This is a genomic window from Sphingobacterium spiritivorum ATCC 33861, assembly GCF_000143765.1.
Taxonomy (GTDB): domain Bacteria; phylum Bacteroidota; class Bacteroidia; order Sphingobacteriales; family Sphingobacteriaceae; genus Sphingobacterium; species Sphingobacterium spiritivorum.
In genome coordinates this window covers 1953941-1975904 of sequence record NZ_GL379770.1, presented here as the reverse complement: position 1 = coordinate 1975904, position 21964 = coordinate 1953941, and the positions used below count along the sequence as shown (strand labels likewise).

The window sequence follows — 21964 nt, the reverse complement described above, 5'->3', positions numbered from 1 at the left end:
CATGAAAAACCAGCTGAAAAGATCCGGGATTGTATCGTTGATACTGATTGTTCTGCTGATAGTGTTCACACTATGGCAGAGCAATACACATGCCGTGGAAATGATCTTTTCTAGAGGCTGGTATCCTGTCTTCTCCTATATTCCGGGCACTTTTTTCGGATATTTACCTTTTAGTATCGGAGATGTTTTTTATTGTACTGCGATCGGATTCCTGATATTCCTGACCGGACAGACCGTCTGTTTAGTATTCAAAAAGATGTTTTATCCCGCATTGTTACGTTTTTCAAAGCTCATTAATCTGGGGTTGCTTTTATATCTCTTTTTTTATATCAGCTGGGGAATGAATTACTACAGGCAGTCTGTAGCACTCAATGCAGATATACGGGTCGATAGTCTGAAACTGGCGGATTACCTGGAAGTACTGGATCGCTTTATCGATACAACCAATACTATTCGGGGACGGATCAATCCGAAGGTATGGAAAGGAAAAGGACGGCAAATTGAACAGGATATGGTGGCAACAGTAGAAAATGATACAACCTTCAGGTCATTCTTGTCTGTATCCAATGTACGTGCGAAATCTCCGTTAAACAGTCGGTTGGTATCGTATGTAGGGGTATCGGGATACTTTAATCCATTTACACATGAAGCACATGTCAACACAGCCATGCCCGAGGTTGCCAAGCCGTTTACTTATGTACACGAACTGGCTCATCAGCAGGGAATAGGCTTCGAAGATGAAGCTAATTTTATTGCTTTTGTACGCCTGCAGCATCACCCAAATGAATTTTACAGATATTCAGCCTATTTACAATGTGTGACATATATGTTGAGTGAGCTTCGTGGCATTGACAGGAATTTATTTGAGCAATACCGTAACAGATTATCTGCAAAAATCGAAAGCGATCTGGAGGAAGAGCGAGCTTTCTGGAAGACATATATGGGCTGGATCAACGATCTCACAGCCTTGTTTTACAATCAGTATCTGCAACACAACAATCAGGCTGAAGGTATAGCGAGGTACAACCGGATGACTCGTCTCGTACTCGCATATGAACTCCAAAACAAAGGATGCAGATAGTATATAACGATCGTGTGAACTATAAATAACGTGTGAACTGTAAATAATAAAAACGCTTCAGGCGGGGAACCTGAAGCGTTTCGTTACTAACCAATTATTAACCTAAACTTATGAAAAGTACAAATATAACGTCAGGTTTCAGGACGATATTACAGTTTGTCCGTTATTTTAAGATTTTTTAACAGTTGAGCGCCGTATTTGTGCTTTAAAGCCATATTCCGAATAAGAAGTATGTAATAAATCAGAGAAAGAAAGTCCGATAACCCAAAAATATTTTTACATTTATTTCTATGTATATTAAAGTAAAAGGGTGTGTCGATCGTCTTTTGGTCTATGGACTACACTCATACCTTACAAATGTCTGATAAACAATCTTCTTCACTTCCGGAGGTCGTTCGTAACTATGGCGCCCAATTGCTTCGTTTTATTAAGGGAAAAGTGAAGAAAGTGGAAGATGCCGAAGATATTCTGCAGGAGGTCTGGTATCAGACCAGCCGTCTGTCTAATATCGACCAGCTGGAAAATGTGAGTGCATGGTTATATTCTATTACCCGTAATAAGATCACGGATCTGTACCGCAAGAAAAAGACGGATGCTATAGAAGATCACACTTATATGGATGATGAAGGAGAGCTGAAGATCAAAGAGATATTGTTAGCGGATGATTCGAATAATGCGGAACTGAAGCTGTTTAAAGAAGTATTCTGGGAGGAGCTGATGAAGGCTCTGGATGAACTGCCCGAAAAGCAAAGAGACGTATTTGTGCTGAATGAAATAGAAGATATGACCTTGCAGCAAATAGCTGATCTGCAGGGTGAAAATATAAAAACGATCATTAGCCGCAAAGGTTACGCGGTAAAACACCTTCGTCTGCGCTTAAATATGCTTTACGAAGAACTTAAATATTAAGAAGATATGAATAACAGATTTAGAAACGAAAAGAAAGGAAAGATTCTTTTTATGATTCCTTTTATTATCGGGATGGTTTTTCTGCTGGTCTGGGTGGTTCAGTCACTTTGGAATGCCCTTTTACCTGAAATAATAGGGGTAAAAGCAATCAGTTACTGGCAGGCCTTCGGAATTCTGGTCTTATCCAAGATTCTTTTTGGAGGATTCAGATTTAAAGGAAAAGGAAAGGCTTGTGACCGTTCCCACTTGCGATCCAAATTGGAGCAACTCTCACCCGAGGATAAGGAAAAGTTTAAGGAAGAATGGAAGCAACGCTTTTCCAGAAGATGGCATGATTGCTAGCCTTAAAAATCCTATACAATAACGATGAATCCCAAACAACACCTGTTTGGGATTTTTTTTGCCTGTAATAAATAATATAAAAAAAGTTAAAGTATAATTCTCTGTTGTCCGTCTTCTATCAAAAGGCCTTTGAAATAAATAATTAAAAATAAAAAATCATGAAAAATAAAATTCGGTTTATATTACCAAGATTGATTGGATTGACAGTTTTAGCAGGCTTGCTTGCGCTGGTTGTAGGATTGATCTTTAAATTATTACTGGTGGGCACACTGCTGGCAGGTGCAGGAATGTTTATAGCTTCACGCTTTAAAAAACGTCAGGCAGCTATGATCGGCAATGAAAGAAGAAAAGGTATTGCACCGGCATATTACGAAATGAGTTCTTCTGCAATCCGTCCGCAGTATTCGGCAGCTGACAGCGCAGACTATGCTATTATCCCAATTCGTTAACTTTAAATAAATAATACAATGTTCTATAAAACTAATAATACATCAGATCGTTCCGCAAAGTACGGACATTTCAAGAATAAATTTGAGCAAAAATTCGGCAGATTTAGAGATGAATTCATGAATGGAGAACATCCTTTTTCCGGAGCATGTTCAGATAGAAAAAATAGTATTCCGGTCAATATCTCGGAAAACGAAGAATTCTTTACACTTCAACTCTATGCGGCAGGTTATCAAAAAGATAGATTCAAAGTAGCGGTAAAGGATAATGTGCTTACTGTAAGCTATAATCCTTCAGAAGAAGAGACTCCTGCCGCTTATATGTATCAGGAATTCTCTGCCACTGCTTTCGAGCGCTCCTTTCAGTTAAATAATCCGGTCTCTACCTCCAGAATATCCGCAAGTTATGAAGACGGCATTCTAACTGTCATCCTTCCCAAAGATCTGGAAAATATCACACCTCCTCAGGAAATACGGGTAGGATAATAAACAATAAACAGGCGGAATTTTCCGCCTGTTTATTGTTCTATGCTGATAATTTCTATTTTTCCGGTAGTTCCCGGACTGCCAGAATAAATCTGTCCCTGAGGAAGTCCTCTGAGTCCGCTTGGAGCCATTTTTATTCTACTGTATATATTCCTCAGATCCGAATTAGGATTGACCGACCGTCCTCCCGGTTCTACATCCACAAATAGATACGCCTTCGCTTTTTTATCCGTCTGTTGAGGCTTTATACTGCCTTTATCCAATTTGATCTTTACATTCCCTCCATTTCCGTTAGGAAAAGTTTTGGTTCCGTTAAAGGCATCATCACCTTTTGCAATAAGGTATAAAGAACCTAATTTTTGGATATTTGCCTGTATATCAAAGTTGGTACCGTTATTTTTTCCATCAGTACCCGATATAGAGGCCTGATTGCCGATTTCAGCATATTTGACAACCAAAGTCACATCTTTTTTGCCATAAAACATGAGTGAGGCACGGTCTCCCATAATTAATGTATCAATATGGATAACCATACTGGAATCGCGGTTGTTAAAAGTCTTCTTGGCCTTTTTACCGATCTCAAGTTTCGAGATGTGCTCCGTTGACGGTTGCGATTGCGCCTGAGCAGCAAACATAACTGCTACGGAAGCAAATAGTGCAATAATATATTTTTTCATATTGATCAGTGATTAAAATCTTAAAAACTACAAGTAAGACAATCTATATATGAAAAAGTTTAAAAGTATCATTCACTTAGATACTTAACAATCAGTTTTGCTGTTTTTTCAGAAGCACCGGGACTACCTAATTTAGAAGCTAATACCTCATAATTCTCCATTACACTGGCCCTGTGCTCTTTATCATTGATAAGTAAAGCCAGTTCATTGGCAATTTCAAAATCTGTACAGTCTTCCTGAATAAGTTCTATTACGGACAGATAATCATTGATAAGATTTACCAGAGAGATGAATTTTACTTTTATTACCAATCGGGCAATTTTCACACTTAAAGCATTGGCTTTGTATACAACAACCTGAGGTACTTTGAGGATACCTGTTTCCAGTGTTGCTGTTCCGCTTGTCACGACAGCAGCTTCTGCATTGCGCAGAAGATCGTAAGTCTGATCAAAAACAACTTTTATAGGAAGATCCTGAGTATATTGTTCGTAATAAGCTTTGTCAAAATTTGGTGCACCCGCTATGACAAACTGATGTGCGGGGAAAAGAAAGTACAATCTCACCATTTCAGGCAATATACGTTCTATCTCCATCTTACGGCTTCCGGGAAGTAAAGCGATGATATTCCGTTCGTTAAGCTCATTGTCTGTTTTGAAATCCGGATTGAAGTTGTATTTATCTATTGCATCCAGCAGAGGATTACCTACGTAATCCACTTTCATGTTGAATTTTTTATAAAAGTCAACTTCGAAAGGAAGGATGCAAAACATATGATCTACTACACGACGGATCTTATACACTCTTTTCTGATTCCAGGCCCATATCTTGGGTGAAATGTAATAGCATACTTTGATGCCATGCTTTTTTGCAAATTCCGCTATTTTGAGATTAAAGCCCGGGAAGTCAATCAGAATAACGGTATCCGGACGATAGGCTAAAAGATCTTTTTTGACCGTTTTCAGGTTTCTGGAAATCGTGCTCAGATTTTTGATAACCTCTACAAATCCCATGAATGCCATTTCGGAAGTGTGGATCAGAGCCGATTGGCCGGCCGAAGCCTGCATCTGATTTCCGCCGACTATCCGGAATTCAGCCTGGCTATCCTCTTTTTTCAGTGCTTCTATTAAATTTGCACCATGTAAATCTCCTGAAGTTTCTCCTGCAATAAGGTAGTATCTCATGTAAAACTCGTTTTCCTGATTTGATTTTAAAGATAAGTATTAATACTCTTATGATGCAAAACTGAAGAGGTTTGCATATGTTTTTTTATATTTTACTGTAAAATAGTAAAGGCTGCCAGAAGCAGCCTTTACGAATTAATGCTATATATTGTCGAATTAGATTCCTAATTCGACCTGAAAAGTAAATCCCCATTTATTATCATCCATCTTATTGTTATAATAACCATCTTTGACCAGATAGTTACCATTCAATTGAAATTTCAGACGGTGTGCCTTCATATACTTCGTAAGTCCGGCTTCCAGAATTTCTGTACGTTCCTCTTTGGGACGAATATCTTTATGCGGATCTACAAAAGTATATCTTCCTGCCAGTTCATAACCTTTGCTGAATAAATAGCTGATCTGCTGATTTATACCATATCCTTTGTAAACATATACTTCTTTTCCTTCCAGGTCCTGATTAAAAGGATTATCCACATTTCGTTTCATATATTCCACCTGATAGGCAAATCCGTTGTATTTAAATATTGCATCTGCAAATAACGTACTCAGATCCTTTGCATCCTTTACAAATGCGCCGGTCTGTCCGCTCAGACGGGTAGTCTTGTTGTTAAAACTATAACCACCACCGATAGACAATTTAGGAGTCTCTTCTCTTTCCAGATCTCCTTCGGAATAATCACCTGAATTTGTAAACTGACCAAATGGAAGTAATTCTACACGTCCTGTATAGGCTAAGCCATTGTCTGTGGTATTTACAGCCCTTCCTTCTCCGGTAGAGATTTCCGCTTTCAGGTTGAAAGGCATATCGCCGATTTTCTTGGAAAGGTTAGCAGATATACCAAAATCCCGGTCTATTGAAAAGTTTGCATTTACAATGGAACGTTCTGCAAACTGTAGCTGCCCGGAAGAATTGACACGCTGACGGTTACCCGGAAGTTTATTCTGACCGAATCCGATGTAAAAATCGTCACTGAAATTATAGAAAATAACCGCATCGCGAACAATATTCGGAATTCCGGAGTCATCAAAATCCTGATCTCCGCGCGTGAACGCCAATTGAACAGAGTAACTGATCTTAGGTGTGTAGATATAGCCGTCTACACGCATGCGCAGCCGTCTGACACGTGCTTCCCACTCATCATTTTTTTCACCATCAAGTGTATTCGTATACTTGACACGATTCTGCATCCGAAACCTGAAATTGGTGTAAAAAAGCGAATCTTTACTCGTGAACTGTATTCCTTTAAAATTTAGAATAGTAGCTCTGTCATCCCTTTCCTGAGCATTTATATGGGTGCATAATAATGCTATCCCAATGGTCAACAAAGCTCTGAATCCTGTTTTTCTCATATTATTTAAGCGGAGGTTAGTAAAAACGTAAATCTATAACAGAGGTTCTTGCTGGCTCAGACAATGGAAACTACCTAATCCCCAGATAATGTCTACTGAATTGATACCGATGACTTTGCGGGTAGGAAAACATTCCTGCAAAATAGCCAATGCTTTCTCATCATTGACATCATTGAAAACAGGGACTACGACAACTTCATTGGCAATGTAAAAATTAGCATATGAAGCCGGAAGCCTGGTGTCTTCATGGATGACAGGAGAGGGCATAGGTAAGGTAATAATATTAAGCGGTTCACCGTTTTTCAATCTGAATGAGCGTAAAGTCTCCAGATTTTCCTGTAACAGCAGGTAGTTTTCGTCTAATGGATTTGATTCCACTACTGTCACTACAGTGTTTTCATTTATGAAACGTGTAATATCGTCAATATGCCCGTCTGTATCATCACCTACGATACCGTCCCCAAGCCATAATACCTGATCCTGTCCATAAAATTCAAGCAGATATTGCTCGATCTGTTCTTTGTTGAGGTGCGGGTTGCGATTCTCATTTAACAGACAGGCCGTCGTAGTCAGTACTGTACCGGCACCATTAAATTCTACCGAACCACCTTCCATTACAATAGGAGGGGTAAAGAGACGGTGTCCGAAGTGCTGAGCAATCTTTGTCGGAACGACATCATCCAGATCAAAAGGAGGGTATTTACCTCCCCAGGCATTATATCCCCAATCTACTACAGCTTTTTCTCCGGAGTCCTGATTCAATACGAATGCAGGTCCGTGATCACGGCACCAGGCGTCGTTTGTTGGATTAAAATAAAATTCAATATTGGCCAGATTTGCTTCTGCATCGTTCAGATGATTCCATGCAAACTGTTTCATTTCTTCATCAGCTACGTTAATCCGTACTTTTTGAGCTTCGGCAACAGCTTTGATAAATTGTGCATAGGGAGCATATACAGTCTCTAATTTGCCAGGCCAGGATTCTTCCTTATGCGGCCAGCTGAGCCACATAGCTTCTTGCGGAGCCCATTCTGCAGGAAATGAAAAACCCAATGCTTTGGGTGTTGATGATAAATCTATAGATGAATTCACTGTGTTCTATTGTGTTAATAATTTAAGCGTATTTTCGAGATGGCCCTGTTGTTTCCATCCATCATGTCCGGGTATGACCCAATTGATCTTTTTAAAGGTCTGTTGAATTTTACGGATGGTTTTCGGCCATTCTTTGACATTTGCTTCTCCGACATATCCTAAGTTTTTGGCTTCACTGCTTTTTATCAGACATCCGCCGTCTAATATTTTTTCTTTCGGAAACCATACAACCACATTATCTGCGGTATGTCCTTCTCCAAAATACTTGATTACGAATTGCTTTCCTCCGATATGGATAGTCTTGTCCGGCTCAATAAGATGTGTCGCTTCGGGCTTGTGATCGGCCTTCAGAATTGCATTTGTAGCTGCAGTAGCATACGTCGGTATTCCATTTTTATTAAAAAAACCAAATCCTCCTGCTCTATCCTCGTGTGAATGTGTTGCATACACTGCAATAACTTCCTGATGATGCCTGTTACGTATGGAATCCAGTAACGGTTGATACTGATCCGGATCCCAGGGGGTATCAAAGAGTATTACACCATCTTTAGAAAGCATATACAGAGCGTTAGCAGATGTTTTTACGCCACTGTACGCTACATATGTGGTATATATATAGAAGTCTTTCGTCAGCTTTTCAATCTTAAGCCCCGGTTCCTGACTAAATCCGGAATGAGCCATTGTAAGCAGAAATAGAAGCAGAAATATGGATTTGTTGAACCTCATTGTTCTGTGTGATTTAATAAATACAGATTTTACAGACTTCTGATTCAGAACAGAAGTCTGTAAAATATAATGTTAGTCTTCGTCAATGAAGCGCTTTGTAATCGGTTGATAAGAGTCAATTCGTCTGTCACGCAGGAAAGGCCAGTGTTTACGGAAGTAGTCCGACTGATTGAGATCCAGTTCGACAACTTCTACTTCTTCCTGATCATGAGATGCCAGATAAAGCAATTTACCCTGTGCGTTGGCAGCAAAACTGCCTCCCCAGAATTTCATAGCACCATCCTGCTCAAAACCGACCCGGTTGACACTAACAACAGGCACCCCATTCGCTACCGCATGTGAGCGTTGGATAGTTTGCCAGGCATTGTATTGATCCGTATTTGTTTCTTCATCCTGATCTGTCGCCCATCCGATAGCTGTAGGGTAGAATAAGATCTCTGCACCCATTAATGCGGTTATACGGGATGCCTCAGGATACCATTGATCCCAACAGATAAGAATACCGATTTTTCCGAATTTGGTTGAAAAAACTTTATATCCGAGATCTCCGGGAGTAAAGTAGAATTTTTCGTAAAATGCCGGATCATCAGGGATATGCATTTTGCGGTATTTACCTAAATAACTTCCATCAGCATCCAGGATGGCTGTTGTATTGTGGTAAAGCCCTTGTGTACGCTTTTCAAAAAGGGATGCAATGATAACTACACCCAATTCTTTAGCCACAGCAGCTAATGCATCTGTAGATGGCCCCGGAATAGATTCAGCTAAATCAAAATTATCATAATCTTCTACATCACAGAAATAAAGGGATGTGAAAAGTTCTTGTAAACAAACGATTTGTGCGCCCTTAGCTGCAGCTTCTCTTACTTTAACAATAGCTTTGTCCAGGTTTGCCTGTTTGTCTTTTTCACAGGACATCTGTACAATTCCTACTTTAACTTTGCTCATTTCTAATTTATCAAAATTGTTAAACATACAAAGATAGCAATATCGATCGAAATATTGATCTTTGAAATTTTAATTAACTTGTTTACAGCTGTTTAACTTTATTGTGTTTATGTCCTCTTTTAATGCCTAAAGAGGACTAAACAAGAAAGGGTTCCTGAACTTCAGGAACCCTTTCTTGTTTAGAATAAGGAGATAACGGTTTAGAAACCGCTATCATCCAACATAAAGGTATTCTTTTTGGTTTTCCATTTTCCACTGGTGAAATCCGGAAATTCCAGTGTCTTGTTTCCTGCTTTGATAGATTCCGTTGATAATGGGAATACTGCACTCATCGTTACTGAATCGTATACATCAATCGGAGTCTGGCGTTTTTGTTTTACAGCCTGTATAAATCCGTTAAATACAAACCAGTCCATACCTCCGTGACCTGATCCGTTTGCTACTTCTTCGTATTTTTTCCAGATCGGATGGTCGTATTTTTTTACCCAGTCTGCTGCAGGATCCCATGCGTGAGGCTTAGATTGTCCTTCAATGTGGATACCATTAGCCACATCCATCCAGATTCCTTTTGTACCCTGTACACGGAATCCTATAGAATAAGGTCTTGGTAAGTGTGTATCATGTGTCAACAACATTGTTTCTCCATTTGCACACTGTAACATCGTCTGTGTGATGTCCCCATTTTTATAATTCAATTTAGCATTTGGATGACCCGGAGACATTTTCTCTACATAAGCAGCCAGACCTCTTGCTTTACTGGAATAAGAAGTAATATGTGTAAATCTGTTTCCGGCGTTGATATCAGCAAAATGCATGATCGGACCTAATCCGTGAGTAGGGTACAGGTCACCGTCCTGTTCTACATTATATTTGGTTCTCCACTGTGCTTCTGAAATAGCCTTAGGACCAAACTCGACTCCTTTGCCGTAGTAGCTTTTACCATCATTGAATAATACTTCTCTTAAATCGTGCTGATACCCACCTTCTAAGTGCAGAATCTCTCCGAAAAGACCTTGACGGTGCATATTTAATACTGCTAATACATCACGACGATACGCCACATTTTCCAATGTCATATAAGGCTTGCCTGTCTGCTCAGATGCTTTTACAACATCCCAGTGATCTTTTACTGTCAGACCTGCTATTACCTCACAACCTACATACAAGCCAGCTTTCATGGCATCAATAGCCTGATTTTTGTGGAATTCCCACGGAGTTGCAATAATAACAGCATCCAGCTTTTCGTTATCCAGCATTTTTTTGTAAGCATCAACACTTCCGGTGTACTCTTTAGGGAGTTTAACACCTTTTTTGTCAAATTGCTTGCGGCATTGTGTCAACGATTCTTCCTGTGTATCACAAATAGCGACTATCTCTACATCATCTCTATTCAAAGCAATCGCTACATGGTTACGTCCTCTCAGACCTACACCAATAAAAGCTAGTCTTACTTTACCATCCTGAGCAAATAAATCTGTGCTTGACATGATCCCTAAACCAGCTGAGGCAGCAGCTGTAGTTCTAATAAAATTTCTTCTATCCATAACTGTTTGTTAACCGATTAAAGTTTGATATCTTAATTTAATCGAATTTATAATGTGTCAAGGGCGTATTTAAAAAGGTTTATAACCACTTCACTCAACAAATATATATATTGATTTCTAAAAACTTTTGTGCAATCGTTTGTTCAATTTCTTAAATTTTATGCAAACGATTGAGTTTAAATTTTTTTATTATTTAGATAATTTATATTGATATTAGCCAAACTAATCAATAATAAACTGCTCATTTTTTAAAAAACATTATGTCAGATTTGAATTCTGTTAACATAGATAGAAACTTATATATAGCCAGTCAATTCGCAATAGACGGAGAAGTAATAGATGTAGCGCCATTTGGCTCCGGCCATATAAATGATACCTTTAAAGTAGTGACTACATCTACAACGAAGTATTTGTTGCAGCGCATAAATCATCATATTTTTCAGGATGTAGACGGATTGATGGAGAATATCCGTCTGGTGATAGAACGGTTAAAAGAAGATTATAAAAGTAAAGGATTAGAGAAGGCTGAAATTGATAAAAGAGTACTTACGCTGATTGCTACACGAAATGGCCTGGCTTATTATAAGGATGAGGATGGTGATTACTGGCGTATGTTTATCCTGTTGGATCATACAAAGAGCTATGATGTGGTCGAAACGACAGTGCAGGCTTATGAAGGCGGGAAAGCATTTGGTCATTTTCAAAAGCAACTTTCTGAACTCGATGCCAACAAGTTGGTGGAAATACTTCCCAATTTCCATAATGTAGAATTCAGACTTTCCAACCTTAGAAATGCCATTGCTTCGGATCAGGTATCCAGAGTAGGTGAAGTACAGGACTTATTGGATTATATCTTTTCACTGGAAGACAGAATGAAAACCATTCTGGACTGGGGAAAGGCCAATAAATTACCCTTACGCATTACACATAATGATACAAAATTCAATAACGTACTGTTAGATCAGGATGATCAGGCACAATGTGTTATTGATCTGGATACCGTAATGCCCGGCTTTGTGGCATATGACTTTGGTGATGCCATCCGAACAATTATCAATTCCGGAGCTGAAGATGAGGAAGACCTGAGTCGGGTAACCCTTAATATTCCGCTTTTTGAAGCCTATGCCAACGGCTACATGAGTGAAGCAAAGGTCTTTTTAACGGATTACGAAAAGAATTCCTTATTACCGGGCGTATTTTTATTACCTTACATGCAGGCTGTTCGCTTCCTTACCGATTATCTGGAAGGTGATCATTATTATAAAATTCATTATACAGATCATAACCTTGTGCGCACTAAATCACAACTCAAACTGGTTAAAGAGCTGGAACTACATGAGGATAAGTTAAAAGAAATATTAACAAGTGCTGTTAATGCCTGAAAAAAATAGTAAATTAGAACCCTAAGCATAACAACTACTGTTATGCTTTTTTAATTTTATGATCCAATGAAAAATCTTACAGTAAAATATGCAGAGCAAAAGCAGAATAATAATTATTCAGGCCTGCTGGAAATATTTAAAGGTGCCACTGTTCATGCGATTGCTGAAGCTACATGGAAGGATGAATATCCTGATCAGCCCGAAGTACATTTTCAGATTGTCTATACTTCAGAAGCTATATTTATTCATTATAAGGTCAGGGAAGATTATATCAAAGCCCAGTATATTCGTCCAAACGAAGCTGTTTGGGAAGACAGTTGTGTGGAGTTTTTTATCTCCTTTGATCAAAAGGTACATTATTATAATATAGAAATGAATCCGTTGGGGACAGGACTGGTGGGGTATGGTACAGCAGATAAAGATAGCCGAAGCAGACTGACAGCAGAACAGATTCAGCAGATTAATACCTACACAGAGGTAAGCAGCATAGGAGGGCAAAAATTATGGAACACTATTCTGGAAATTCCATTTACTTTGTTTACATCTGCGGGTACCATGGTTTCAGCAGAATCGTTAAAAGGACAATCTGTACATGCTAATTTTTATAAATGTGGAGATGGTCTCCCAGCCCCACACTTTGTTTCCTGGAACCGTATTGATTTTCCAACTCCTAATTTCCATTTGCCGGAATTTTTTGGAGAGATTAGTTTTGAATAAATACGGACTGAAGCAGCTTATTTGTAAAGAGATTCTTTCTTGAATTTTTTAGCAAGAAGAGCATAGACATGAACTCTGTACTTGTTTTTGTTAGATTTTCCGAGTTTTTCGATGACTTCCGAAATGGCTGCATCTAATTCCGGACTGTCTTTCAAGCCTAGCTTTTTGATCAGAAAATTGTTCTTAAGTCTTGCTAATTCTTCTTTGTCAGATGCAGCTACTGTTTCTGCATCCGCTTTGTAGATGGAGGGACCAAGTCCTTTTGCCACAGCATGGATAAGCGATTCGTCCAGTCCAAGATTTAATTTTTTTGCTTCTGCAACATATGCAGCTACTTTTTCATCTAATTTACTCATAACGATTAAAAATTTAGTTGTGATAATCCGATACTTAATTTGCTATAGCAAACTGAATATCAAACATTAGAGAAGAGATAAATGTTTTAAGAAATTTATTTTTGCCGTTAGAGTAGGAAAGAAGATTAAAATCTTTGATATTTGATGCGAAAATTGTTGCATTTGAAAAATACTATAATTATCTTTGCACCTCAATTGTTGAATATACGTAATCATAGATAAAAAATGAAAAAAGATTTGCATCCATCAAACTACAGATTAGTTGTTTTTAAAGACATGTCAAATGACTACGCTTTTATAACTAAATCTTGTGTAGATACAAAAGAAACAATCCAATGGGAAGACGGAAATGAGTATCCTTTGATTAAGTTAGAGATTTCTCACACTTCACACCCGTTCTATACAGGTAAAATGAAATTGGTTGATACGGCAGGACGTATTGACAAATTCCGTAGCCGTTACAACAAAAAGTAATTGCTGCTTTTGCTTAAAAAGTATTATTATAATCCCGGTAATCTTTATCGGGATTTTTTTGTGTACTTTTATATTTTCTATGGCTGTTGATATTATTCTGTTTGATAGAGCTTCCTGGAGAGATCATCTCTTGCCTCTGGTATATACGAGACCTGTAGGGGACCTGCATATAGGGATATTATCATTAGCAGAGAAGTGGGGTAAGATTTTCAACTGCAAGAGCAGTTATTATACAGAGCCGTATCTTGCTGTACGATTTCCGACATTGATTACAACAGCAGAAGTTATTGTTCTGAAAGCTAATATCTGTCCTTCAGATGCTCTAATAGCTGCCATAGATCAGTTGAGCGAAGGTGAAATCCTTTATGACAAAACAGAATGGATTGCATTTCGTATCAGGTCAGCAGATATTGACAACATTTTGACCAACGGGTATTTTGATAGTCTGCGTCCTGTAAACTTGCTTTACGATATATCTTATATCCGGTATCCGGAAGATATATTCAGATACAATAGTGCACAACTTCAATTTGATTATGCCTTGATGACGCAGGGCAGAAGCTCGGAATCTTTATCAGGTACAAATCAACTGATAGGAGACCGTATCTTTATAGAAGACGGAGTATTCGCAGAATGCTGCTCTTTCAATACAACTGAGGGACCTGTTTATCTGGCTAAAGGTGCTGAAATCAGTGAAGGCAGTCATTTGAGAGGGAATGTAGCTATAGGAGAGCATGCGCGTGTCAAGATGGGCACCAGGATATATGGAAATGTATCGATAGGTGCCAACAGTACAGTAGGAGGAGAGCTCAGCACATTGGTAATGGGGGCTTATTCCGCCAAAGGTCATGACGGATATCTGGGCTGTGCTGTTATAGGTAATGGATGTAATCTCGGAGCCGGTACCAGCAATTCAAATCTGAAGAATAACTGGAAACCCGTAAGCATATATGACTATGCGCTGGATAGCAGCCGTAATACTGACCTTAGAAAGTGCGGACTGATTATGGGAGACTATACCATGAGTGGAATTAACACTTCCTTTAATACAGGTACAGTGGTAGGAGTGGGAGTTCAATATGCAAGGCCAGGATATTCTCCTAAATTTATACCTGATTTTAGCTGGTGTACAGATCAGCATACGGAGGAATACCGTTGGGATAAATTTGAAGAAATGCTTCGGGATATGAAAGTGATGAAAGCAGAGCCTTATCATGATGATGAGACAGAGTTGCTGAGACATGTATATAAGTTGACACAACATAATAGATTAAAATATCAATTCTAAATAAAAATAAATTAACATGCGTAAAAAAATCGTAGCAGGAAATTGGAAAATGAATCTGGACTACCAAAGTGGAGTAAGTTTATTTTCTGAGATTGTAAATATGGTTAAAGATGAAGTAATCGGACAGCAGGAAGTAGTGGTATGCAGCCCTGCGATCCACCTTTACAGTCTGGGTCAACTGGCTCATACAGCTGTAAATGTGTCTGTCGGTGCTCAAAATATTCATCAGGCTGAATCTGGCGCATATACCGGAGAGATTTCTGCCGCTCAGGTGAAATCTGTCGGTGCAGAATACGTTATTCTCGGACATTCTGAAAGAAGAGCTTATTTTGGCGAAACGGATGAATTGCTGGCAGAGAAAGTTAATATTGCTTTGAAGCACGGATTGAAACCTATCTTCTGTATCGGTGAAACGAAAGAAGAGCGTGAATCGGGTAAATTTTTTGATATCATCAGGACGCAGTTAGAAAAAGGACTTTTTCATTTATCAGCAGAGCAATTCGGACAGGTTGTGTTGGCTTATGAGCCGGTGTGGGCTATAGGAACCGGATTGACAGCTTCTCCTGAACAGGCACAGGAGGTGCATGCTTTTATCCGTGAGACTCTGGCTAATCAGTATGATCAGCAACTTGCAGACGACACTACGATCCTTTACGGAGGAAGTTGTAACCCTTCAAATGCCCCGGATTTATTCAGTCAGAAAGATATTGACGGTGGATTGATCGGCGGTGCTTCTTTAAAATCAAGAGATTTTACGGATATCGTTAAAGTATTCAATTCATAATAGAAGATGAAGTACAGCGAAGTAATCTTCACCTGTAATTCCGCAGAGGAATGGCAACAGGATCTTCTTATTGCTGAACTGGCTGAAATAGGCTTCGATACATTCGAAGACACTGAATCGGGATTTGCAGGATATATTCCTTCTGCAAATCTCGATCTCCAGCAACTGGAGACTGTTCTGCTGCACGCACCTGAAGGGTTAGAAGTTCACTATATCATAAATGATCTGGAAGAACAAAACTGGAATAAGCTCTGGGAAAGCAATTTCAATCCTATAGTCGTAGATGATCAATGCTACGTGCGGGCTACATTCCACGAACATAAGGAGCAGTATCCGTATGAGATCATTATAGATCCTAAAATGTCCTTTGGAACAGGTCACCATCAGACAACTTCCATGATGCTCTCTTTTATTCTGGAGAATGATTTTGAGGGAAAGGAAGTTTTGGATATGGGATGTGGAACGGGTATTTTGGCTATACTTGCCTCATTTCGCGGAGCGACTCATGTATTTGCTGTCGATTATGATCCTATCTGTATAGATAGTGTTGAAGAAAATAAAATATTGAACCAAGTCAGCAATATTGAATCCCAGGTCGGCTCTTATGAAGTGCTGGAAGGCCGCCTGTTTGATACTATAGTAGCTAATATTAATAGAAATATATTGTTGGAGCAATTTGAACAATATGCTGCTTCCTTAAAAGATAAAGGAGAATTGTATATTAGCGGTTTTTATGATGGTGAGGATTTGGCTATTTTGTCTGACAAGGCTAAACAACTGGGTTTCTCATTTGTTATGAAGAAAGTGCTGGATGGTTGGTGTTCGGCAAAATTCACTAAAGCATAAGTCATAATGCGTATTCATTTTATTGCAATAGGCGGAAGTATCATGCATAATCTGGCTATTTCATTAGCCAATCAGGGGCATCAGATCAGTGGTTCCGACGATCAGATAGTAGAACCTTCCAGAACACGGCTTTTGGAAGCGCATCTGTTGCCGGAAGAGATCGGCTGGTTTCCGGAGAAGATCACTTCAGATATTGATGCTGTGATATTGGGAATGCACGCTGAGGCTGATAATCCCGAGTTGCTCAAAGCACAGGAACTGGATCTTAAGATCTATTCTTTCCCTGAGTTTGTTTACGAACAGAGTAAACAAAAGACGCGTGTGGTGATAGCAGGGTCATATGGTAAAACAACCATTACCAGTATGATTATGCATGTATTGAAAACCCTGGGGCGTTCTTTTGATTATCTTGTAGGTGCTCAACTGGAAGGTTTTGACCGTTTGGTGAATCTGACTACAGATAATCCTGTGATTATTATCGAAGGTGATGAATATTATGCTTCCACATTAGATCACAGATCGAAGTTTCATCTTTATCATCCAAATATTGCGCTGATAAGCAACGTAGAATGGGATAACTTTAAATCTGTTATTTCTCAGGAAGACTATTATGATCAGTTCCGTACATTTATCGATACCATCGTATTGAAAGGCACTTTAGTGTACAACAAAGAAGATAAGGTACTGCAATCTCTGGTAGGAGAGACCATGGTCTGTAAAATAAACAGGCATGGATATAAGTCTCCGGAATATACCATCAATAAGGGTATTACATATCTTCATTATGGCGATGAGCAAATTCCACTTCAGGTCTTTGGAAAGCATAATTTGTCCAATATCGCAGGGGCCTATACCGTTTGCGAATGGCTTGGCGTAAAGAAACAGGAATTTTTTGAGGCTATTAAAAGTTTTAAAAGCTCTATCCGTTATCTGGAGTTCGTAGCAAGCCAGGATGGCAGTGTCGTCTATCAGGATTTTGCACATACTCCGGCTAAATTAAGATGGAGCATTCACGCTGTAAAAGAGCAATTCCCTCAGAAAGAGTTGGTTGCAGTTATTGAATTGAGTGCTTACGATAGTTTGAATAAAGAATTTCTGGCGAATTACAGAGGTGCAATGGACGAAGCTGATATTCCGGTAGTGTTTATCAATAAAGATTCCTTTAAAGAGAAAAATAAAAATATTGATCATTTAGAGCAAGATATTAGGGAGTATTTTGGAAACAGTTCTGTACAAGTTGTTTTGGATCTGTCGAATTTAAGCTACTTTTTGGAAGATTTTAAATCTAAGGGATACAATCTTTTATTTATGAGTTCCAGCAATTACAGCGGGGTTAATATGGTTAGTTTTGCTGATAAATTTTTTAAAAATGATTAATTTGTGTATTTTTTTATCAAATGTTAATATTTTTTAACTAACTTTGGTTATACTATATAATAACATCACAACACACCCATGAATGCATTAGGAAAAAAAATCAGATTACTTAGACACCAAAAGGGTTGGAGTCAAGAAGATGTAGCGAAAAGATTGGATATCTCAATTCCTGCTTTTTCTAAAATTGAAACTGGTATTACAGATGTAAATCTGTCGAGGTTGAATCAGATCTCTAAACTTTTTAGTTTAAGTGTAGTTCAACTTTTGTCTACCTCAGATTCAGAAGAAGATAAGCAATATGCGAATGAGTTAGCCGATATGAGTAAAAAACTACAAGTAAGAGAAACTGAGGTCATTGAGTTGCAAAAGAAAGTGATTGATCTTTATGAGCAATTACACAAAAAAATGTAAGTTTTCTCTTACACCGAAAAGAAGAAGGTCGATTAAAATCGACCTTTTTCTTTTCGAAGCTATCCATTCTTCGTGGAAATTTGATGCTTAAATAGGTAAAGTGTAATCTATTTAATTAGAAATCTTCATCCTCATCAAAATCATCAAACTCGCCAATTGAATCGATTTCATCAAGATTAAAATCTTCATCAAAGTCATCATCTGAATCATCCTCAGGTCCGTTGAACGAAAGAATCACATCATCTTCTAGAACTTCCATTGCTGTCTCTTGCATCATAGTCATGTCCCTTTTTTGCTTTGTTTATTGTTGTTTTTACACAGTAAAATTAGCTAACAAAATCATAACTAAAAACTTTTTTTTAAAATAATTTTAAAATTAATTTACTGAAAAAGAAGCTGTTGTGAATTGTATAAAGAGCTGTGTTTGATTCAAAAGATTACAATTGGAGAAAGTGCTATTCAGCAATTTCTCCGATTGTGTTTTCTTCGTTGACGATGTCTTTTAGTTGAGGGAGATCCTTTGTGCTGTTGATGCCAAAATGATTCATAAATTGCGTGCTTGTACCATACAGCAGCGGTTTTCCGATTGTTTCAGATTTTCCTGTAATCTGAATGAGATTTTTTTCCAGCAGACGCTGAATAGAGTAATCGCAATTGACACCTCTGATCTGTTCGACTTCTAATTTAGTGATTGGTTGACGATAAGCAATAATTGCTAACGTTTCCAGAGCCGACTGACTTAATTTTTTCTTCTCTTTATGAGATTGCAGCTGATTGACCGATTCATGATAAAGCGGTTTGGTCAGAAACTGATAAGCGTTATTAATAAGTTTTAATTCCAGAATATAATCTTCTTGTTGATATTTTATTTTGATACGATCAACAAGATCAGTTATTTCATCTTTCGATATACTGATTGCTAAAGCATCTTCCAGCACTTGCTTTAATTCATTGAGGGTTATGCCTTCTTCAGAAGCAAAAATAATAGCTTCTATATGGAGTAATACGTCCTTCACTCTACTTATTTATTTTTTAATAATTGATTACCTGTTCTTCCATATGTTCAGGTAAATCTCTGAACTGATAGGTCTGTGTTCTCAATTGAGGTTCAAAACCAGCTTCGCGGATAGCGTCCTGAATAGATTTGGATGTAAAGCGGTGAGGAGCACCCGCTGCAGACACTACATTTTCTTCAATCATGATGGATCCAAAATCGTTTGCTCCTGCATGAAGACATAATTCTGCGGTGCGCTTGCCTACAGTCAGCCATGAAGCCTGTATATTTTTGATATTAGGCAACATGATTCGGCTAAGTGCGATCATACGGATGTATTCTTCTCCAGTAACATTATTTGTGATTCCTCTCAAACGTTTCAGAAGTGTACCGTCATCCTGAAAAGGCCAGGGAATAAAGGCAATAAAGCCGTATGCATCCTGAGGTTTTTCAGATTGAACTTCACGTATCCATACCAAATGCTCAAAACGCTCTTCTATGGTTTCAATATGTCCAAACATCATAGTTGCTGACGTTGGCAGATTGAGCTGATGAGCTGCCCTCATGACATCCAGCCATTCCTTACCTCCGCACTTACCTTTAGAAATCAGCCTTCTGACGCGGTCATTTAATATTTCCGCACCGGCGCCTGGAAGAGAATCCAGTCCGGATTCTTTGAGCTGTTGGAGTACATCAATATGCGTCATCCCTTCCAGTTTGGCAATATGTGCAATTTCAGGAGGGCCCAACGAATGAAGTTTCAGGGTCGGGTATAATTCTTTTAATTTTTTAAATATGTCTGCATAGAAAGTCAGCCCCAAGTCGGGATGATGACCACCCTGTAATAAGAGCTGATCTCCTCCGTATTTGAAGGTTTCCTCTATTTTTTGCTTATAGGTTTCTATATCAGTGATGTAGCTTTCGTCATGCCCCGGTCGTCTGAAAAAATTACAAAATTTGCAATTAGCAATACAGACGTTTGTCGTATTGACATTACGGTCTATCTGCCAGGTCACTTTTCCATGCGGAACCTGTACTTTGCGGCATTCATTAGCTACGTAAGTCAGGTCTGCAGTGGCAGCATGGTGATATAAATAGATGCCTTCTTCCTTGGACAGGAATTCAAAATTTAAGGCACGTTCTAATAAACTGTTAATATTCATGTCTTACAAAGATACGTACCTTTTACTTAAAATAGGGCGTATGTGTTAAGTTTTATAAACGGAAAATATGTATAGAAAATCCCGCTGATCAGGCAATAATCTCGCTTTTTTCAGCAACGTCTTTTTTCTTTAATACATAGGTTTTCAGGAATACAAATGTCAGTAAAGCGCCTATGCTGGCCATTCCTGCACCAACCAGAGACGGGTAATTATAAGCCAATCCCGTTGTAATAGGAATGGCACCGAAAAATGCGCCGAACGTATTTCCTATATTGAAAGCTGCCTGTCCTGCTGCCGCTGCAAATGTCTCCGCTCCTTTAGCATTATTGATAAGCATCATTTGCAGACATGGTCCTATTGTAAAAGATATCATACCTGTAATAAAGGCCATTACATATGCCAGCCAGTCTATATGGGATACAAAGAACAGAATAACGAGACAGACAGCCATTGCTGCAAAACTAGCTATGGAGGCTTTGGTAGGCAAAATGCTGTCTGCTAATTTTCCTCCCAGCAGATTTCCGAAAAACATACCTAAGCCTACCAGTACCATAATGTAAGGAACTCTGTCCGGATCCAACCCGGAAACCTTTGTAACTAACGGGGCAATGTAGCTGATCCAGGCAAATAAACCACCCGTACCAATGGAGATTATCGCAATGATAAGCCAGGAATACCACCTTTTGAAATAAGAGATCTGGCTGAGTATATTACTGTCTTTATTCGCTTTAAGTCTCGGCAGCCAAATGCTCAGGGTCAGGAATGTGAGTAAACCAAGACTACTGATAATAGCATAGGTTATTCGCCATGAAAAATGATGCCCGATATATGTTCCAATAGGAACTCCGGCCAGATTGGCAATGGTCATTCCTGTAAACATGACGGATATAGCCTGTGCTTCTTTACCTTTCTTTGCCAGATTAGCTGCTACTACCGAACCTACACCAAAAAATGCACCGTGAGGTAATCCGGATACAAAGCGGGTCAGCAACAATGTGTTATAGTCCGGAGAGATCGCAAACAGACCATTGAAAATAAAGAACAGTAACATTAAAAATAATAGTACACTCTTTGGAGAATATTTAGAGCTGAAAGCAACTAATGTAGGAGCACCGACTACTACACCTAAGGCATAGAAAGCAATAAGATTGGCGGCGACAGGAATTTCTATTTTCAGATCTTTAGCAATATCCGGCAGGATGCCCATCATGGTGAATTCTGTCATCCCGATTGCTAAACCACCAAATGCTAAAGCTATAAGTCCTTTGTTCATTTTATAACGTAATAATTTGCGGGCAAAGGTACACTCCTTCGGGATGTTTTTTGTCATAAATTTATTGAAATATTGTTTAAACACTAATTGGCATTTCTATAATGGGAGAAAAAT

Annotated in this window: 25 protein-coding genes; 13 read left to right on the top strand and 12 right to left on the bottom strand. The window is 38.7% G+C overall.

Features of this window, described 5'->3' with window-relative positions:
- Position 1: 1 nt before the first annotated feature.
- From HMPREF0766_RS08700 to HMPREF0766_RS08680, 5 genes are all read left to right on the top strand, one after another.
- Complete coding sequence (locus HMPREF0766_RS08700) at positions 2 to 1081, top strand: DUF3810 domain-containing protein (protein WP_002995730.1); 1080 nt, start codon at positions 2 to 4, stop codon at positions 1079 to 1081.
- 312 nt (positions 1082 to 1393) lie between these two features.
- Positions 1394 to 1990, top strand: coding sequence for an RNA polymerase sigma factor (locus HMPREF0766_RS08695; RefSeq protein WP_236590488.1), 597 nt, complete (start codon positions 1394 to 1396; stop codon positions 1988 to 1990).
- Positions 1991 to 1996: 6 nt separating this feature from the next.
- The gene (locus tag HMPREF0766_RS08690) at positions 1997 to 2332 is read left to right on the top strand and encodes a hypothetical protein (protein WP_002995725.1); all 336 of its coding nucleotides are present in this window, start codon (positions 1997 to 1999) and stop codon (positions 2330 to 2332) included.
- Between the two features lie 158 nt (positions 2333 to 2490).
- Complete coding sequence (locus tag HMPREF0766_RS08685; protein WP_002995723.1) at positions 2491 to 2781, top strand: hypothetical protein; 291 nt, start codon at positions 2491 to 2493, stop codon at positions 2779 to 2781.
- Positions 2782 to 2799: 18 nt separating this feature from the next.
- Entirely contained in the window at positions 2800 to 3264 is a 465-nt protein-coding gene (locus HMPREF0766_RS08680) for an Hsp20/alpha crystallin family protein (RefSeq protein ID WP_002995721.1), read from the top strand.
- Positions 3265 to 3296: 32 nt separating this feature from the next.
- Here HMPREF0766_RS08680 and HMPREF0766_RS08675 read toward each other — a convergent pair whose 3' ends face one another.
- The 7 genes from HMPREF0766_RS08675 to HMPREF0766_RS08645 form a co-directional block, all read right to left on the bottom strand.
- Positions 3297 to 3941, bottom strand: a complete 645-nt coding sequence (locus tag HMPREF0766_RS08675; protein WP_002995718.1) for a hypothetical protein — start codon at positions 3939 to 3941, stop codon at positions 3297 to 3299.
- Between the two features lie 68 nt (positions 3942 to 4009).
- On the bottom strand, positions 4010 to 5122 hold the full coding sequence (lpxB, locus tag HMPREF0766_RS08670) for a lipid-A-disaccharide synthase (protein WP_002995716.1): 1113 nt from the start codon (positions 5120 to 5122) through the stop codon (positions 4010 to 4012).
- Between the two features lie 156 nt (positions 5123 to 5278).
- Positions 5279 to 6475, bottom strand: coding sequence for a porin (locus HMPREF0766_RS08665; RefSeq protein ID WP_002995714.1), 1197 nt, complete (start codon positions 6473 to 6475; stop codon positions 5279 to 5281).
- Between the two features lie 33 nt (positions 6476 to 6508).
- Positions 6509 to 7567 carry an agmatine deiminase family protein gene (locus HMPREF0766_RS08660; protein WP_002995712.1) on the bottom strand — a complete coding sequence of 353 codons (1059 nt, stop codon included), beginning with the start codon at positions 7565 to 7567 and terminating at the stop codon, positions 6509 to 6511.
- A gap of 6 nt (positions 7568 to 7573) precedes the next feature.
- Positions 7574 to 8293, bottom strand: coding sequence for a subclass B1 metallo-beta-lactamase SPI-3 (locus HMPREF0766_RS08655; RefSeq protein WP_002995710.1), 720 nt, complete (start codon positions 8291 to 8293; stop codon positions 7574 to 7576).
- A 72-nt stretch (positions 8294 to 8365) separates the two neighbouring features.
- Positions 8366 to 9241, bottom strand: a complete 876-nt coding sequence (locus HMPREF0766_RS08650) for a carbon-nitrogen hydrolase (protein ID WP_037460033.1) — start codon at positions 9239 to 9241, stop codon at positions 8366 to 8368.
- A 200-nt stretch (positions 9242 to 9441) separates the two neighbouring features.
- Entirely contained in the window at positions 9442 to 10785 is a 1344-nt protein-coding gene (locus HMPREF0766_RS08645) for a Gfo/Idh/MocA family protein (RefSeq protein ID WP_002995705.1), read from the bottom strand.
- A gap of 260 nt (positions 10786 to 11045) precedes the next feature.
- Between HMPREF0766_RS08645 and HMPREF0766_RS08640 the strand changes: the two genes are divergently transcribed.
- Both HMPREF0766_RS08640 and HMPREF0766_RS08635 read left to right on the top strand, forming a co-directional pair.
- Positions 11046 to 12167: a phosphotransferase enzyme family protein gene (locus tag HMPREF0766_RS08640; RefSeq protein ID WP_002995702.1), complete on the top strand. Its 1122-nt coding sequence runs from the start codon at positions 11046 to 11048 to the stop codon at positions 12165 to 12167.
- A gap of 66 nt (positions 12168 to 12233) precedes the next feature.
- Positions 12234 to 12884: a carbohydrate-binding family 9-like protein gene (locus tag HMPREF0766_RS08635; protein ID WP_002995700.1), complete on the top strand. Its 651-nt coding sequence runs from the start codon at positions 12234 to 12236 to the stop codon at positions 12882 to 12884.
- Positions 12885 to 12901: 17 nt separating this feature from the next.
- Here the strand turns inward: HMPREF0766_RS08635 and HMPREF0766_RS08630 are convergent, their stop codons facing one another.
- Positions 12902 to 13240, bottom strand: a complete 339-nt coding sequence (locus HMPREF0766_RS08630) for a DUF2853 family protein (RefSeq protein WP_002995698.1) — start codon at positions 13238 to 13240, stop codon at positions 12902 to 12904.
- 225 nt (positions 13241 to 13465) lie between these two features.
- Between HMPREF0766_RS08630 and HMPREF0766_RS08625 the strand changes: the two genes are divergently transcribed.
- From HMPREF0766_RS08625 to HMPREF0766_RS08600, 6 genes are all read left to right on the top strand, one after another.
- The gene (locus HMPREF0766_RS08625) at positions 13466 to 13714 is read left to right on the top strand and encodes a type B 50S ribosomal protein L31 (protein ID WP_002995694.1); all 249 of its coding nucleotides are present in this window, start codon (positions 13466 to 13468) and stop codon (positions 13712 to 13714) included.
- A gap of 79 nt (positions 13715 to 13793) precedes the next feature.
- The gene (locus HMPREF0766_RS08620; protein ID WP_002995693.1) at positions 13794 to 15002 is read left to right on the top strand and encodes a putative sugar nucleotidyl transferase; all 1209 of its coding nucleotides are present in this window, start codon (positions 13794 to 13796) and stop codon (positions 15000 to 15002) included.
- Positions 15003 to 15018: 16 nt separating this feature from the next.
- Positions 15019 to 15786, top strand: a complete 768-nt coding sequence (tpiA, locus tag HMPREF0766_RS08615) for a triose-phosphate isomerase (RefSeq protein WP_002995692.1) — start codon at positions 15019 to 15021, stop codon at positions 15784 to 15786.
- Positions 15787 to 15792: 6 nt separating this feature from the next.
- The gene (gene prmA / locus HMPREF0766_RS08610) at positions 15793 to 16632 is read left to right on the top strand and encodes a 50S ribosomal protein L11 methyltransferase (protein WP_002995690.1); all 840 of its coding nucleotides are present in this window, start codon (positions 15793 to 15795) and stop codon (positions 16630 to 16632) included.
- A gap of 6 nt (positions 16633 to 16638) precedes the next feature.
- Positions 16639 to 18009 (top strand): UDP-N-acetylmuramate--L-alanine ligase, encoded by a 1371-nt coding sequence (locus HMPREF0766_RS08605; protein ID WP_002995689.1) that lies wholly within the window; start codon positions 16639 to 16641, stop codon positions 18007 to 18009.
- A 78-nt stretch (positions 18010 to 18087) separates the two neighbouring features.
- Positions 18088 to 18420: a helix-turn-helix domain-containing protein gene (locus tag HMPREF0766_RS08600; protein ID WP_002995686.1), complete on the top strand. Its 333-nt coding sequence runs from the start codon at positions 18088 to 18090 to the stop codon at positions 18418 to 18420.
- Between the two features lie 115 nt (positions 18421 to 18535).
- Here HMPREF0766_RS08600 and HMPREF0766_RS22370 read toward each other — a convergent pair whose 3' ends face one another.
- From HMPREF0766_RS22370 to HMPREF0766_RS08585, 4 genes are all read right to left on the bottom strand, one after another.
- Entirely contained in the window at positions 18536 to 18697 is a 162-nt protein-coding gene (locus HMPREF0766_RS22370) for a hypothetical protein (protein ID WP_169311193.1), read from the bottom strand.
- A 178-nt stretch (positions 18698 to 18875) separates the two neighbouring features.
- Entirely contained in the window at positions 18876 to 19436 is a 561-nt protein-coding gene (scpB, locus tag HMPREF0766_RS08595) for an SMC-Scp complex subunit ScpB (RefSeq protein ID WP_002995680.1), read from the bottom strand.
- Between the two features lie 16 nt (positions 19437 to 19452).
- Complete coding sequence (locus HMPREF0766_RS08590) at positions 19453 to 20577, bottom strand: CofH family radical SAM protein (protein ID WP_002995678.1); 1125 nt, start codon at positions 20575 to 20577, stop codon at positions 19453 to 19455.
- A gap of 88 nt (positions 20578 to 20665) precedes the next feature.
- A complete protein-coding gene (locus HMPREF0766_RS08585; protein ID WP_236590489.1) occupies positions 20666 to 21907 on the bottom strand; it encodes an MFS transporter in 1242 nt (413 codons plus the stop codon).
- Positions 21908 to 21964 lie beyond the last annotated feature (57 nt).

What these genes read in the sequence shown, in the direction of transcription:
- HMPREF0766_RS08655 (WP_002995710.1), bottom strand. Translation starts at nt 8,293, where the DNA reads ATGAGGTTCAACAAATCCATATTTCTGCTTCTATTTCTGCTTACAATG.
- HMPREF0766_RS08680 (WP_002995721.1), top strand. Translation starts at nt 2,800, where the DNA reads ATGTTCTATAAAACTAATAATACATCAGATCGTTCCGCAAAGTACGGA.
- HMPREF0766_RS08585 (WP_236590489.1), bottom strand. Translation starts at nt 21,907, where the DNA reads ATGACAAAAAACATCCCGAAGGAGTGTACCTTTGCCCGCAAATTATTA.
- HMPREF0766_RS08590 (WP_002995678.1), bottom strand. Translation starts at nt 20,577, where the DNA reads ATGAATATTAACAGTTTATTAGAACGTGCCTTAAATTTTGAATTCCTG.
- HMPREF0766_RS08605 (WP_002995689.1), top strand. Translation starts at nt 16,639, where the DNA reads ATGCGTATTCATTTTATTGCAATAGGCGGAAGTATCATGCATAATCTG.
- HMPREF0766_RS08650 (WP_037460033.1), bottom strand. Translation starts at nt 9,241, where the DNA reads ATGAGCAAAGTTAAAGTAGGAATTGTACAGATGTCCTGTGAAAAAGAC.
- HMPREF0766_RS08630 (WP_002995698.1), bottom strand. Translation starts at nt 13,240, where the DNA reads ATGAGTAAATTAGATGAAAAAGTAGCTGCATATGTTGCAGAAGCAAAA.
- HMPREF0766_RS08635 (WP_002995700.1), top strand. Translation starts at nt 12,234, where the DNA reads ATGAAAAATCTTACAGTAAAATATGCAGAGCAAAAGCAGAATAATAAT.
- HMPREF0766_RS08685 (WP_002995723.1), top strand. Translation starts at nt 2,491, where the DNA reads ATGAAAAATAAAATTCGGTTTATATTACCAAGATTGATTGGATTGACA.
- HMPREF0766_RS08700 (WP_002995730.1), top strand. Translation starts at nt 2, where the DNA reads ATGAAAAACCAGCTGAAAAGATCCGGGATTGTATCGTTGATACTGATT.
- HMPREF0766_RS08665 (WP_002995714.1), bottom strand. Translation starts at nt 6,475, where the DNA reads ATGAGAAAAACAGGATTCAGAGCTTTGTTGACCATTGGGATAGCATTA.
- prmA (WP_002995690.1), top strand. Translation starts at nt 15,793, where the DNA reads ATGAAGTACAGCGAAGTAATCTTCACCTGTAATTCCGCAGAGGAATGG.
- HMPREF0766_RS08645 (WP_002995705.1), bottom strand. Translation starts at nt 10,785, where the DNA reads ATGGATAGAAGAAATTTTATTAGAACTACAGCTGCTGCCTCAGCTGGT.
- HMPREF0766_RS22370 (WP_169311193.1), bottom strand. Translation starts at nt 18,697, where the DNA reads ATGATGCAAGAGACAGCAATGGAAGTTCTAGAAGATGATGTGATTCTT.
- HMPREF0766_RS08640 (WP_002995702.1), top strand. Translation starts at nt 11,046, where the DNA reads ATGTCAGATTTGAATTCTGTTAACATAGATAGAAACTTATATATAGCC.
- tpiA (WP_002995692.1), top strand. Translation starts at nt 15,019, where the DNA reads ATGCGTAAAAAAATCGTAGCAGGAAATTGGAAAATGAATCTGGACTAC.
- HMPREF0766_RS08690 (WP_002995725.1), top strand. Translation starts at nt 1,997, where the DNA reads ATGAATAACAGATTTAGAAACGAAAAGAAAGGAAAGATTCTTTTTATG.
- lpxB (WP_002995716.1), bottom strand. Translation starts at nt 5,122, where the DNA reads ATGAGATACTACCTTATTGCAGGAGAAACTTCAGGAGATTTACATGGT.
- HMPREF0766_RS08675 (WP_002995718.1), bottom strand. Translation starts at nt 3,941, where the DNA reads ATGAAAAAATATATTATTGCACTATTTGCTTCCGTAGCAGTTATGTTT.
- HMPREF0766_RS08620 (WP_002995693.1), top strand. Translation starts at nt 13,794, where the DNA reads ATGGCTGTTGATATTATTCTGTTTGATAGAGCTTCCTGGAGAGATCAT.
- HMPREF0766_RS08600 (WP_002995686.1), top strand. Translation starts at nt 18,088, where the DNA reads ATGAATGCATTAGGAAAAAAAATCAGATTACTTAGACACCAAAAGGGT.
- HMPREF0766_RS08625 (WP_002995694.1), top strand. Translation starts at nt 13,466, where the DNA reads ATGAAAAAAGATTTGCATCCATCAAACTACAGATTAGTTGTTTTTAAA.